Origin of the sequence: Pelomonas sp. Root1237 (genome assembly GCF_001425055.1) — a bacterium.
In the GTDB taxonomy this organism is placed as follows: domain Bacteria; phylum Pseudomonadota; class Gammaproteobacteria; order Burkholderiales; family Burkholderiaceae_C; genus Pelomonas.
In genome coordinates this window covers 1-13,341 of the sequence record NZ_LMDK01000007.1, presented here as the reverse complement: position 1 = coordinate 13,341, position 13,341 = coordinate 1, and the positions used below count along the sequence as shown (strand labels likewise).

8 protein-coding genes and 1 riboswitch are annotated in these 13,341 nt (G+C 68.8%); all 8 genes read right to left on the bottom strand.

Features of this window, described 5'->3' with window-relative positions:
- Positions 1-33 precede the first annotated feature (33 nt).
- The 8 genes from ASC91_RS07330 to ASC91_RS07295 all read right to left on the bottom strand — a co-directional run bounded on the left by ASC91_RS07330 (position 34) and on the right by ASC91_RS07295 (position 13,174).
- Entirely contained in the window at positions 34-1,848 is a 1,815-nt protein-coding gene (locus ASC91_RS07330; RefSeq protein ID WP_056194516.1) for a S53 family peptidase, read from the bottom strand.
- Between the two features lie 49 nt (positions 1,849-1,897).
- Positions 1,898-1,984: riboswitch (cyclic di-GMP riboswitch) on the bottom strand.
- A gap of 163 nt (positions 1,985-2,147) precedes the next feature.
- Complete coding sequence (locus ASC91_RS07325) at positions 2,148-4,238, bottom strand: ATP-binding protein (RefSeq protein ID WP_056194512.1); 2,091 nt, start codon at positions 4,236-4,238, stop codon at positions 2,148-2,150.
- Positions 4,232-4,798, bottom strand: coding sequence for a response regulator (locus ASC91_RS07320; RefSeq protein ID WP_056194510.1), 567 nt, complete (start codon positions 4,796-4,798; stop codon positions 4,232-4,234). The genes ASC91_RS07325 and ASC91_RS07320 overlap by 7 nt, the downstream gene beginning before the upstream one ends.
- A complete protein-coding gene (locus ASC91_RS07315; RefSeq protein ID WP_056194507.1) occupies positions 4,795-6,111 on the bottom strand; it encodes an HD domain-containing phosphohydrolase in 1,317 nt (438 codons plus the stop codon). Before ASC91_RS07315 ends, ASC91_RS07320 begins: the two co-directional genes overlap by 4 nt.
- A gap of 155 nt (positions 6,112-6,266) precedes the next feature.
- Positions 6,267-8,471, bottom strand: a complete 2,205-nt coding sequence (locus ASC91_RS07310; protein WP_056194505.1) for a molybdopterin-dependent oxidoreductase — start codon at positions 8,469-8,471, stop codon at positions 6,267-6,269.
- Positions 8,472-8,609: 138 nt separating this feature from the next.
- On the bottom strand, positions 8,610-10,703 hold the full coding sequence (locus ASC91_RS07305) for a diguanylate cyclase (protein WP_056194503.1): 2,094 nt from the start codon (positions 10,701-10,703) through the stop codon (positions 8,610-8,612).
- A 190-nt stretch (positions 10,704-10,893) separates the two neighbouring features.
- Entirely contained in the window at positions 10,894-11,955 is a 1,062-nt protein-coding gene (locus tag ASC91_RS07300; RefSeq protein WP_056194500.1) for a cupin-like domain-containing protein, read from the bottom strand.
- A gap of 142 nt (positions 11,956-12,097) precedes the next feature.
- The gene (locus ASC91_RS07295; protein ID WP_082532506.1) at positions 12,098-13,174 is read right to left on the bottom strand and encodes a hypothetical protein; all 1,077 of its coding nucleotides are present in this window, start codon (positions 13,172-13,174) and stop codon (positions 12,098-12,100) included.
- Between the last annotated feature and the right edge of the window lie 167 nt (positions 13,175-13,341).

Below are 13,341 nucleotides of genomic sequence, written 5' to 3'. Positions count from 1 at the left end.
GAAGCAGTATTCGAGCAGTCGCCAGTGCTGAGTTCAGCTCGCGTTGATCGTCACCGTCACGTTGCCCGTGCTCGTCTGGCCGAGGTTGTCCTTCAGCGTGATGACGAGGTTGGTGCGGCCGGCTACCGGGTTGGCCCAGTTCAGGGCGAGGCCGCTGCTGGTGGCCGAGAAGCTCATGCCGCTGGCGGCGCCGCTGATGCTGATGCTCAGCGAGCTCGCGCCCGGCGCCGAGTAGCCGATGGTGGCGGCGAGAGCCTTGCCGGCCGTGCCGCTCAGGCTGGTGGTCGTCAGCGTGGGGCCGCTGCTGGTCGTCGGCGTGGGGGTGGTCGTCGAGGTCGTGACGCTGGCGCCGCTGAGGCTGCTCAGCAGGGCGCTGACGTTGGGCGTGCCCCAGCCGGTCGGGGTGTCATAGCCGGTCTTGGCGGTGCAGCTCGTGCATGTGCCGTTGCTGCCGCTGGCCACGTCCTTGAAGGCGGCGGCGTACTGCGTCGGCACGGCGCCGATCTGCTGGTAGAGGGCCGCGTGCGGTTGGCCGAGCAGGGCCTTGCTGGCGGCGGCGCGCATCGCGTTGGCCACGGCCAGCAGGCCGGCCCATTGCGGCGTGGCCAGGCTGGTGCCGCCGGCGCTGACCCAGCGCGTCGTCGTCGTGCCCTGTGCAATCAGCGCCACGTACTGGCCGGAGTTGGGGTCGGCGTTGAAGGCGACGTCGGCGACGGCGCGCTTGGCGTAGCCGCCAATGGTGCCGCTCTGGTAGCTGGGCAGGGCCACATAGGCGCTGGTGCCGCCGCCGGTGCCGGTCCAGGTGGTTTCGCTGCGCGCACCGCTGCTGTAGCTCAGCGTGGTGCCGCCGACGGCCACGACGCGGGTTGACACCGAAGGCCAGGACACGGCCGCGCCGTTGTCACCGGTGGCGGCCAGGTAACTCATGCCGGCGGTGGCGAAGGCGCTGTCATAGCTCGACGTCCAGCTGCCCTCGGCGGCGCCGAAGCTCATGGACACCACGCCAGCGCCCATCTTGTTGGCCAGGGCCACGGCCTTGGACAGGCTGCCGACGCCGGCGTCCGGCGCTTCGATGAGGACGAGGCGCGCCAGCGGTGCCGTCGCGTGGGCCCATTGCACGTCCAGCGCAATCTCGGTGGCCCAACCGCTGTCGTAGGCGGGCGCCGTGGCGGTCAGGGCGCCGGCGGTCGTGCTGTAGGCAATGACCAGCTCGCAGCTGGACGCGGAGGCTTTGGCCAGCGGCAGGCTGGCGTTGGCCGCCAGGTTGCGCGAGCTGCAGGCCGGCAGCGCGAACTTGGCGTTGAAGGCGGCCAGCTCGGCGGCGATGTTGGGGTCGTGCTTGGCGTTGACGATGTAGATGGTCTGGCCGGCGCCGAGCTGGGCGGCCTGGGCTGCGGTCAGGCCGGCGGTGCTGGCGGGCAGGGCCGGCTGCGCGTAGGCGGCGCGGATCTGTGCCGGCGTATAGGTCGTCACCGCAGTGGACGTCGCCATCGGGGCGGCTTCGCCTGCACCCGCCGCGAAGGCGCGAGGCCGCATGGCGTCGTCCAGGCGGTCGCGTGTCAGGCCTTGGGTGGCGACACCGGCCAGGGCGTGGCTGCGGTGGGGTGCGGCACCGTTGTCGGGTTCTTCGAGATCGACGGCGGCGGTGTGGAAGCTGGGCTGGGCGACGACATTGGTCGCGGCAGTGCTGCCTTCCTCAAGATCCACGCTCAGGTTGATGACCGAGCTTGCCTCGCTGACCTGGACGGTCGGGCTGTCGCTGCTGCCACCGCCGCAAGCGGTCAGGGCCGCGGCGGTCAGCAGGCTGAAGGTCCAGGAAGTCCAGGAGACAGGGCGGGTACTGCGCATGGCCGGGTTCTCGTACGAAGGAGGGCCACGCCGATCAAGACCTGCCGGTCTTGGTGGCCCCGCTGCCGTGGCGCTTGCGCGCTGTAGGCCGGTGGCTTTGCGTCCCCGCCTTTCGACGGGTTTGCCCTCTGGGTTGTGAAACAGGTTCAGTCTAGGCGCCGGGGTGCCGAGATACGGGGCCCCACAAAGGCGCTGCGTGACTTCTGACTCGGCGGGCAGCGCGAGCTTTCGATGCCGCCAGTCTGCGTTTCGTGAGTTACTGCCCTGTGGTTGCTTTGTGTCACCCAGGACACAAAAGCTCAGGCGGGCTGCGGCGGGTGCAGCGGGATCCAGACCGTGAAGCGCGTGCCGACGCCGGGTTGGGAATCCACTTCGATGCGGCCGCCGTGCTTTTGCACGATGGAAAAAGACAGGGACAGGCCCAGGCCCGTCCCTTGGCCGACGGGTTTGGTCGTGAAGAAGGGCTCGAAGATGCGCCGCTTGACCTCCTCGCTCATGCCGCTGCCCGTGTCTGCGATCTCGATGCGAACCCAGCCATCCTCGGCGCGCGTGGTCAGCGTGATCGTGCCGCGCTCCTTGATGGCATGGGCCGCATTGACGATCAGATTCATGAAGACCTGGTTGAGCTGCGCGGCGATGCAATGCACCGGGGGCAGCACGGCATAGTCCTTGCGAACCTCGGCCTTGTACTTGACCTCGTTCATGACGACGTTGAGCGTCGAGTCCAGCCCGGCATTGAGGTCGGCGTCCTGCCAATCGGCATGGTCGACGCGCGAGAAGTCCTTGAGGTCCTGCACGATCTTCTTGACCCGCGACAGCCCCTCCTCGCTCTCGTCGAGCAACTGGGGCAGGTCCTCCTGCACGAAGCTCAGGTCGACGGCGGCATCCACCCGGTCCAGCTCTTCTCGCACATCGCGAGGCAGCGCGTCGGCCGGCGTCTTCCTCAGCAGTGCGAGCAACGCGAAGACAGGTTGGACATAGCCGCGCAGCGAGCCGAGGTTGGAGCTGACAAAGCCGATCGGGTTGTTGATTTCGTGGGCGACACCGGCGGCGAGCTGGCCGATGGAGGCCATCTTCTCGGCCTGCAGCAGCTGGTTCTGCGCTTCCTCAAGCCGGTTGTTGGTCTGCTTGATGCGCTCGTAGTTGAGCTCCAGCTCACGCTGCACGCGGCGCACCTCCGTGCGGTCCTGCAGCAGCCACCAGGTGCCCGCTGTCGGCTCCTCGGGGTTGGATACGTAGGCAATGATCTGCACCCACAGCGTGTTGCCGGCCAGCGTGCAGACCTCCATCTCGTGCAGCAGCGAGCCGCCCCGCGACAGCACCGGGATGGCGATCTGGCTCAGCGCTTCGAAGTCTTCGTCGCTCTTGAACAGGCGGCGCGTCGGCAGTCCATGGGGCGGGACGTCACCGAGTTCGAACATCTCGATGAACTTCTTGTTGCCGCGCTGGATCTGCTGATTGGCCGTCGCGATGATGCCTACCGACGCGTTCTCCAGAAAGGCTTCGAGTTCATGGTGGGTGCTCAGCAACTCGGCCGTGCGGTCCGCGATCATGTTCTCGAGTTCGTTGCGATGGCGGCGGAGTTCGTCCTCGGCCTGGCGCCGTCGCGTGATGTCCTGGAGTGTCTCGATGGCGCCGACGACTTCGCCGTGGGCATCGACCAGCGGGGCGGCCGTGAAGTAGAGCCAGCGCCCTTCCCGGCCGAAATTGGGGAAATAGCCCTCGACCTCGTAGGCGTTGGCGATGTGCGGCGACGGTTGGCAGTGCCGGCCGTACAGGCGCTGGCGCTCCTGCTCGACATTGCCGTCCAGGATCAGGTCGACCAGCAGCGGCCTGGCTTCGGGGTAGAAGGCGCGCCAGGTGTCGTCGCGGCCCAGCATCTCGGAGGCGTCGCGGCCGGTGAGCTGGGCACAGGAGGCGTTCCAGTGCGTGACGCGGTGAGACTTGTCGATCACGAGCGTGGCCACAGGGTTGTTCTCGAGGATCTGGTAGAGCACGCGGCCGATGTCCAGCAGGCTGGTCTGCACGTGGCGGATGTCGCTGAGGTCCTGCCCGGTCAGCACCGCACAGGGTTGGCCGTCGAGCATGACGCGATGCGCCTTGACTTCCAGCACGCGCAGCGAGCCGCTGCCCGTCAGCGCCTCGATCTCGATCGCGGGCAGCTCGCCTTCCTCGGCCAGCGCCCGCTGGCCATAGCGCCGCAACTCATCGGCGAACTCGGGCGCTGCCCAGCCGTGCGGCGGCATCTGCTGCAGCGCCTCCAGCCCATAGCCCAGCAGGCGTTCCATCGCCGCGTTGGCGAACAGGATGCGGTCCGATCCATGCACCAGGACCGACGCACTGACGGCCTGCAGCGCCAGGCTGAAGTCGACCGTCAGTACGGTCACCACTTCACCTCTTCATCCGGGTCCTCCAGGATGAACGAGCCGTCGCTGCCCCATTTCACATGGGTGATGCCCGGTTCGAGCCGCTCCAGGCGGCGCAGCTCCGCCTCCTGGGCGGTGAGCACGCCCATCTGCTGGCGCACCTGGTCAGCCAGGCGCTGGTTCTCCATCGTCAGCTCGCGGATGCGCAACACCTGGCGCACGGCGCTGAGCAGGTCGAAGTCGGCCCAGGGCTTGGAGATGAAACGGGCGATCTCGGCCTCGTTGATGGCCGCCACCAGCGCGTTCAGGTCGGCATAGCCGGACAGGATGATGCGCCCGCAGTCGGGCTGCACCTGACGCAGTTCGCGCAGGAATTCCACGCCGGTCATGCCCGGCATGCGCTGATCGGAGATGGCCAGCGCGAAAGCGCACTCGCGCGCCCGCGCCAGAGCCACGGCGCCGTCGGTGAAGCTTTCGACGTCATAGCGCGCGCCGCCGGTGTCCTTCAGCCCGTTGCGCAGCAGGCGCTGCAGCGCGCTGAGGATGTGAGGCTCGTCGTCGACGAGCAGGATGCGTTCGCTCACGTCGCACCTCCTTCAGGCAGCTTCACGAAGACATGCAGCTTTGCGCCTTCACGGCCGGCGAATTCGCGCAGCTGCCTGACGACCCGGTTGTCGAAGACGAAACCCGCCGCCAGCAGCAGCGTGCCCTGCGGCGACAGCAGGTCGCGGGACAGCACCATGCCCGGCATCACTTCGTGAGGCTGCAGCTCCCGGTCACGCGGCTTCTCGGAGGGCTCGTCCTTGAGCGCCAGCTCGAAGGCCTCGACAACAGCCTTCTCGTAACGCGTGCCGGCACCGCCGAGGATCAGCGAATGCGCCTCGGCCGCCGAATGGCGCTTCAGCGACAGCCGGCCGGACTGTGCGGCGTAGTAGTCGCAAGCCACGCTCACCACCTGCGCGCCGAGCGGCACCTCGTCGCCGCTCAGCGCATCGGGGTAGCCCTTGCCGTCGATGCGTTCGTGGTGCGACCGCACCAGGCGCGCCACGCGTTGCAGCCGCCCCAGCGGCAGCAGCGCCGCCTCGCCATTGAGCGGGTAGCGGCGGTACAGGGCGAGCTCATCGCTGGACATGGCCGAGAGCGGCTTGCGCAGCATCGTGTCCGGAAGGCCGATCTTGCCGACCTCATGCAGCAGGCCGGTGATGTAGATGTCTTCCTCTGCCGCTGCACCCAGGTTGAGCCGCCGCGCCGTGCGGCGAGCCAGGTCGGCCACCTCGCGTGAATAGCCCGCCATGCCACCACCACGCAGCTCGATCAGACCTGAGAACACGTTGATCGACAGCAGGAAGTTCTCCTGCAACTGCGCGAACGAGGTCTCCAGCATGGCGTTGACCTGTTCCAGCTCGCTGGTCCGCGCCTTGACCCGCGCCGCCAGGTCGGTGTTCAAGGCCTGCAGTTCGTCGTTCTGCCTTTGAGTCAGCAGCTGCAGCGCGCGGTTTTCCTTCTCCAGCCGGCGGCGCTCCAGGCCGTCCTGCACGCACATCACCAGCTCGCGGTCGTCCCAAGGCTTGGCGATATAGCGGTGGATCTGCCCGCGGTTGATGGCTGCGACGGTCGAGCCGATATCGGCATAACCCGTCAACAGGATGCGCCCGACGGTCGGCCAGCGCTGGTGGACCTGTTCGAGCAGCGCCGCGCCGTCCATCTCCGGCATGCGCATGTCGGACACGACGAGATCGACCGGTTCGGTCTCCAGCATGGCCAGCCCGGCCTTGGCGCTCTCGGCCAGCAACACCCGGTAACCCTGGGGCCGGAACAGCCGTCGCAGCGCACTGAGGATCGACACCTCGTCATCGACGAACAGCACGACCGGAGGGTCGGCAACTTTTGCATCCATCAAATCGCTCCCGCTGGCGGATGCGTCGCGCCATCGCCGTCCGTGGCGAGCGCGCCAGGGACGACCGCCGCTTTACTGGGAGTTTAGGCAGGTCGGCCCGGCGATGCTTGACAAGTTGTTCGCAAAATGTGGCGGGTCGTCGCGGTCCCGGCAGGTCAGGCGGGTGCAATCTCCACGGCGATGCCGCTCAGCACTGCATTGCCGCTCAAAGGGTCCCGTGCCGCGTCGTCCAGCAGCTCGTTCATGTTGACGCCCGGCCGCTCGCGCGCCACGCCGAGCTGCACGCCGTCCAGGTCATGCCCCCAGCCATGCGGCAGGCTGACCACGCCGGGGCTCATGTCGGCGCTGCGCTCGACGCGCGCGATCAGCTCACCGACCGCGCTTTTGATCCGGGCAAACTCGGCCAGGCCCAGGCGATCCGCGTCACCCGGGTTGACCAGCAGCGTGCAGCGGTCCGGCCCCTTGGCCAGCACCGGCAGGTTGTGCATCCAGCTGTTGCCCGAGCGCGTGTCGCGCCGGCCGATGAGGCTGAACTCGGGGGCGGGCTCGGTCCGGACTGAGGTCAGGTCGGCCAGCACCGAGGGCGGTGCGAGTTCGATCCTGCCGCTGGGCGTGCGCAGGATCTCGGGAATGCGCGCGGTCAGCGCACCGAGGTCGATGCCACCGCGTTCGACGGTGCTTGCCGCCTTGACCTTGGCCAGGTTGATGCCATCGGGCTTGCGGCCGAACTGATCGCCATAGGGGCCGACGCGCAGCTGCAGGTCGATCAGCCGCTCGGGGCCGCGCCAGGGCTGCAGTGCGGCCAGCACGGCGGGCGTCTGGTCGCCGGCAAAGCGCTTCACGTCGGACTCGATGGCGTCGTCGTCGAGCTGGGCCACGTCGACATCCAGGCCGCGGCCTTCGAGCAGGGCGCACAGGCGCAGGATGGTCTGCCACTCCTGCGGCGTGCCGGCCGGCGCGTCGAACACGGGGCCGGAGAAGCGCGCGTGGTTGCGGTGGCTGAGCTGTGGGAAGGCGACGTCGAAGTGCAGGTCCTCCAGCGGCGACAGGCCGGGCAGGATGACGTCGGCATGGCGGCTGGTCTCGTTGACGTAGATGTCCAGGCTGAGCATGAAGTCCAGCTTCTCCAGCGCTTTGGCGATGCGCGGGCCGCCGGGGGCCGACAGCACCGGATTGCTGGCGATGCTGATCAGCGCCTTGATCTGGCCCTCGCCAGCGGTCTCCATCTCCTCGGCCATCACGGTGATGGGCAGCTCGCCGAAGACCTCCGGCGCACCGGACACGCGGCTCTTGCGGCGCCCCGTCGTGATGCCCTTGCCGCTGCCGGGCTTGCCCTGCGTGTTGGACGCGAAGGCGGCGGCCTTGGCGAACATCGCACCGCCCTCTCGGTCGAGGTTGCCGGTCAGCGCGTTGATGAGGTCGACCAGCCAGGAGTTGACCGTGCCGAAGCGCGTCGTGCAGGTGCCGATGCGGCCATAGACGGCGGCGCGCGGCGCGCTGGCGATCTCGCGGGCGATGCGGCGCTGGACCTCGGCCGGGATGCCGCAGCCGGCGGCCGTCATCTCGGGCGCGAAAGGCTGCACGGCGGCGCGGGCTTCGTCCAGACCGTTGATGTGATCGGCCAGCCGACCGAGCTTCAACAGGCCTTCGTCGAACAGCGTGTGGGCGATGCCGGCCAGCAGCAGCGCATCGCCGCCGGGCCGGATGGCCAGATGCTCGTCGGCCGCCGCGGCCGTCTCGCTGCGGCGCGGGTCGACGACGACGATGCGCCCGCCGCGCGCGCGCATGGCCTTGGCCTTGCCGCGGTAGTCGGGCACCGTCCACAGGCTGCCGTTGCTGATCATCGGGTTGCCGCCGAGGATGAGCAGGTAGTCGCAGCGCTCGATGTCGGGCAGAGGAATGGACAGCCAGTGGCCGAACATCAGGCCGGCGCTGAGCTGCTTGGGCATCTGGTCCAGCGTCGATGCGCTGAAGGCATTGCGGGTGCCCAGTGCCCGCACCAGGCGCGGCGTGTAGGCCAGCAGGCTGACCTTGTGCGCGGCCGGGTTGCCGATGGTCAAGGCCACCGAATCCGGGCCGTGCTCACGCCAGATCGGCAGCAGGCGTTTTTCGATCTCGGCAAAAGCCTCGTCCCAGCTCGCCGGCACAAACTTGCCGTCGCGCTTGATCAGCGGCGTGCGCAGGCGGTCGGGGTCTTCGTGCAGGTCCTTCAGGCTCACGCCCTTGGGGCAGAGGTAGCCGTGGCTGAAGACGTCGTTGTCGGCGCCGCGGATGCTGATGACCTTGGCACCTTCGGTTTTCACTTCCAGGCCGCAGCAGGCCTCGCACAGCGGGCAGATGCGGTAATGGCTTTCGGGCATGGCATGTCTCCAGGGCTGTCATCGGCTTTGGGGCCGATTCTGCGGCGCGAAGACTAGCCCTGGCGTCAACCCGGCGACATGCCCCGACAGGTCATTGACCGGGCGGCGCCAGGTTCTCGAGTTGCTCGAACCCGCGCTTCATGACGCCGGCCAGACGATCTCGCGCCCGTCACTGCACCGCAGCGTGTAGACGCCGGCATCGACCCCGGCCCGCAGTTCCCGGATGTCCGGGTGCCCGCATGATCGCGGGGTGTCTATGGCGGTGACGCCGACCCAGACGTCGCGGCCGCTGGCCTTGGCGACGTACAGGCATTGGTCGGCCAGTGCCACGGTGTCGTTCCAGTCCGCCGGCGCCGCGCCCTGGGCATCCGGTTGCAGGGGGTGGCAGGCGTAGCCGATGGAGCAGGTCTTGCGCAGCACCTGGCCGTCGTCCAGCACGAAGTCGTGGGCGGCGATGCTGGCGCGCAGCCGCTCGGCCAGCACGTGGATCTCACCGGCATTGGCCTGGCGGGCGAAGACGAGGAACTCCTCGCCACCCCAGCGCACGAGGGTGTCGGACTCGCGCAGCTGTCGTTGCAGCACGGCGGCGCATTGCCTGAGCACCGCGTCGCCGGCCGCGTGGCCGTGCACGTCGTTGACGGCCTTGAAGTGATCGACGTCGATCATCATGAAGATGATGTCGGTGTTGGCCGGCCCGACGCCAGCGCCAGCGTTGGCACGCAGGCGCCGTGCTCGCGCCATGTCCTCCTGCACGTTGCTCACCAGGTGGCGGCGGTTGCGCAGGCCGGTCAGGGGGTCCGAGAACGCCATGTCGCGCATCGCCTGGTAGGCCCGCTTGACGTGATGGCGGCTGACGGCCGCGACGATGGCCGCCACCAGCCCGGCCACGGCGGCCAGCGCCAGCAGCCAGTGGAAGCGTTGCTGATACTGCTGCTCATGCTCCAGCGCTTGGATCTGACGCTGGCGCTTGTCGGCCTCATAGGCGGCCTGCGCCTGGGCGATGCGCTTGTGGTCGGCGGCCTTGCGCACCTCGTCGCTCAGGCGCTTGAATTGCATCGCCGCCTCGTAGGCTTGCGGGTAGTCGTGGGCGAAGGCCAGCTCCTCGGCCAGCAGGCCCTGGACGTCAGCCGCGTTGGCGGCCATGCCGGGTGTCGCGGTGAAGACGGCGATGGCCTTGCGTATCCAATCGAGGCCGCCGGGCCGCCCCAGCCGGTTCAGGGCAATGCCCTTGTTGACCCAGCAGATCCAAAGTGACTCCTTGTCGCCGCTGCGCTCCACGAGGGGCATGGCCTCCTCGGCATAGCTCAGCGCGGCGCGGTAGTCCTTCTTCTGCAGGGCGACGTCGGCCAGGTTGGTCGCTGCGACGGCGAGGTTGTAGTTCCTCAATTCGTCCCGCGCGGTGGCCCGGGCCTTGAGCAGCGCTTCATGCTGTTCGTCGGGGCGCCCGAGCAGGCCGAGAAAATAACCCTTGCGCAGGTAGTAGCTGGACAGGGCGGAGCGATCCCCTGCGGCCTCCGAGACGTCGATGGCGCGTTGCACCGTGCGCAACGCTTCGTCGACGCGACCGGAACGCGAATGCACGAGGGCCGTGTAGGTCAGCGCCTGCGCGAACTCGTAGACGGCGTCGGGGCGCTCATCGAGGATGCGCAAGGCCTGTGTCAGCAGTTCCGCGGCCTCGGGCAGCCGGCCGACGCCAAACGTGGCGATGCCGGCAAGCCGCCAGATGTCCGCCGCGATCAGGCGCGCTTCGGCATTCGCTGCGTCCCTCGCCAGCGCTGGCAGCCGGGGGGCGACGCTCTGGTAGCGCTTGAGCACGTCGTCGTGGCGGTGCGCATCCACCAGCGCCATCATCTCCAACCGGTCGAAATGCAGCCGTTCCTGCTCGTCGCGAGCTTCCCGCCGGCCGATGCCGGCCTGGGCGACGGCCTCCTCCGTCCGGTCCAGGCGGTCCAGGTCGCGCACCAGGCGCGTACGCAGCCAGCGGCGATCCTCGGGCGCCAACCCGGCTGCTGCGAGCGCCTGTTGGGCCAGTTCGATCGAAGCGGCAGGCCGCCGGCGGTCGTCCGAGGCGATCCTGGCCTTCAGCTCGGCGATGTCCAGGGCGGGCGCCCGGGCGCCGGGAGCGGAGGCCGCACTTGTCGCCGCAGCCGCCTGAGCCTGGCCGGCGACCGGCGTGCCGAAGGCTGCGCATCCGGCCAACAGGGCGGCCGCCAGCCGCGCAGCGCCTCGCATCGCAGTCCTTCTGATGCGAAACCGGTCCGTTCGAAGATTTCTTTGCGCCATAGCCTGGCGAATGCGCGCCCTCGATGCCGTGGGCAGCTCCGCTGGCCGAGTCTATGGTGGCCTCTGCCGCCGCGCGCCACTGCCGTTGCCTTTGGAAAAACGGATGCGTGCAGCTTTCCTCGCTCGGGGTGCTCCTGAGCTACCAGTTGCCGATGCTCGGGTTCACATAGCTGAACTCGTTGGGCACGCCGGTATCGAAGTTGGTGTACGAGAAGGACATGCTCATCTCCAGCGATGACACCTGGTGCCACCAGCCCAGCGGCAGGAAGAGGGTGTCGCCCGGTTCCAGCACCGTCTCCAGCACGACGGCCTCGCGCAGCCGCGGGTAGCGGGCGTAGTCGGGGGCATCCAGGTCGATGGGGCTGTAGACGCCCATGCGGTTGTAGAGCGCCGGCGTCTGCAGCGGCGACACGAAGCGCCAGCGTTTGCGGCCGACCACCTGGGTGTGGAAGAGCATCAGCGTGTCGTGATGCAGCGGCGTGCGCGTGCCCGCCGGGCCGAACCAGAAGGAGGCGGCCGTGTGCAGCAGCGCCGGATCGCAGATGGGCGGCATGCGGCCGATGTCCTGCAGCAGCGGCATGAACTCGGGCCGGCGCAGCATCTCGTCGTTGGCCGTCAGGTAATGGTCGTTGGTGGCGCCGCCGCTGACGACGAGATCGACGAACTGCGACACCTTCATGCGCTGTCGCAGCTTTTCCTTGTTCTGCTCGAACAGGGTGTCGGTGTTGCGGCCCACCTGCACGTCGACCTCCAGATGGCCGAAGCGCTGGCTCAGGTCGGCCGGCGACCAGCGGCGCATGGCCGGCCAGTCCTCGGCGATGTCCGTCAGCACGACGGGCCGGCAGCCGTAGACATAGCGTGCCAGGAACTCCTCGCGGCCCACGCCGCGGCGCTTCTCGACGACGGCGTAATTGGGGTCCTGCTGCCAGACCTTCTGCAGATTGCCGCAGACCGACTCCAGCTTGCGCAGCATCTGCTGGTGGCGGCGAGCGGCCTGGAAGACCGGGTCCTGGTCGATCTGGCCGATGGCGGCGGCGGCGGTCTCGGTGTCCTGGCCGGCGGTGACCATGGTGTCCAGCATGGAGGCGGGCGCGCAGTCCCAGAGCCGGTTGTCGGCCAGCCATTGCAGCCAGTCGGGCGTCAGGTCGAGCAGGGCTGCCGGCCGGGGCCGGGGCGGAGGCTTGATCGGAGAAAGCGTCATGGCGGCAAGGGTGGAAGCGGGCCAGCGAGCGGCATTGTGGGCCTGCTGCAACTGGTATTGCCGGGCGGAAGTTAGGGGCCCGCCCTGCCTTCCCGACGGGGACCACCTCTGGCGGCCGGCTGGTACGCGGCAGCTGTCGCGATCATGGCTTCAACCAGCGCTGCAGTTGATCCAGCACGGCGGCGTCGGTCTGCAGGCCCAGATGGCCCAGACCGGTGAAGAGGGCGGTGTCGGTGAAGGCGAGCCGGCGCGCCGGCGAACGGTGCTGGCCCAGCGCGCTGGCCACCGGCACCAGGCCGTCGCCGAGCCATCGAGCGGGTGAGCCGCTGGCGGACTTGGACGTGGTGGCCGCCACGGCGTAGCAGGCCACGCCTTCAGGCAGCGGCAAGGCGCTGGCCTTGCCGGCATCGGCTTCAAGCAGGCTGGCATGGCGCAGGTCACGGATGCCGGCACTGCGCCGCGCGGCCAGCAGGGACAGCGGGCGCGAGTAGGCGCTGATGTTGAGCAGCTGCTGCACCTGCTGGCCGCCGCGTTCCAGCGGCGCGCCCTGGTGCGGCGTGCCGAGCGTGACGAGGGCTTGCAGCCGCTTGGGCCAGCGCCGCCGCCCGGCCTGGGCAATGGCGCTGCGTGCCACCAGGCCGCCCATGCTGTGGCCGAGCAGCGTCAGCGGGCCGGGCACGTCGTCCATCAGCTTGGCCAGCTCGGCGCCGTTGCGCCAGATCGGTCGGCCGCTGTTGTAGCGCAGGCCCAGCGGCTGGTAGCCGAGTGCCGCGAGCGCGGCGGGGAAGTCGGCTCCGTCGCGGCGCCACTGCGCCTCGTTCATGCACAGGCCGTGCAGCATGATGAGGGCCGGTCCGGTCGCACCGTCCACCAGCGGGCGCAGGCTCATCGCCGTGGCCAGCGGGTTGAGGGTGTCTTCGAGGTAGTCGCCCAGTACGCCGTTCAATGCGGCCTGCGCGGCGTTGGCCCGATCGGCCTCGGCCTGGCCGAGCAGTGGGGTCAGGGCGCCCAGCGCGATGTCGAGGCCACCGCCCACCAAGCGGGTCACGCCGCGCACGCTGCGATAGACCAGGCCGGTGATGCCGGAGGTGCGTTCGCGTTGCTGGGTCAGCGGCAGCCGGGCGATCTCGGCGTGCATGGCCTCGACGAGATTGGTGACGCCGGTGGTGGCGTCGACGGCGAGGCGGCTGGCGCCGCGGAGAGTGTGCGCTGATTGCATGGGTGAATCATGCGTTGCTTTTGCGATGGGTGTGGCTGCTCGATGCATTGCCGGGAGTCCCGCCCGGCAGCGGGGTAACTTTCTTCTGCGGGGCTGTATAGACCGGAGACATGGGTAACACCCGTGCCAGGACATGGGTAACACCTTCTCAAGTGTCCAACGTCGGC

Excerpts from the sequence above, each read along its gene's own strand:
- ASC91_RS07330 (WP_056194516.1), bottom strand. The coding sequence starts at position 1,848 with ATGCGCAGTACCCGCCCTGTCTCCTGGACTTCCTGGACCTTCAGCCTG.
- ASC91_RS07315 (WP_056194507.1), bottom strand. The coding sequence starts at position 6,111 with ATGGATGCAAAAGTTGCCGACCCTCCGGTCGTGCTGTTCGTCGATGAC.
- ASC91_RS07310 (WP_056194505.1), bottom strand. The coding sequence starts at position 8,471 with ATGCCCGAAAGCCATTACCGCATCTGCCCGCTGTGCGAGGCCTGCTGC.
- ASC91_RS07305 (WP_056194503.1), bottom strand. The coding sequence starts at position 10,703 with ATGCGAGGCGCTGCGCGGCTGGCGGCCGCCCTGTTGGCCGGATGCGCA.
- ASC91_RS07300 (WP_056194500.1), bottom strand. The coding sequence starts at position 11,955 with ATGACGCTTTCTCCGATCAAGCCTCCGCCCCGGCCCCGGCCGGCAGCC.
- ASC91_RS07295 (WP_082532506.1), bottom strand. The coding sequence starts at position 13,174 with ATGCAATCAGCGCACACTCTCCGCGGCGCCAGCCGCCTCGCCGTCGAC.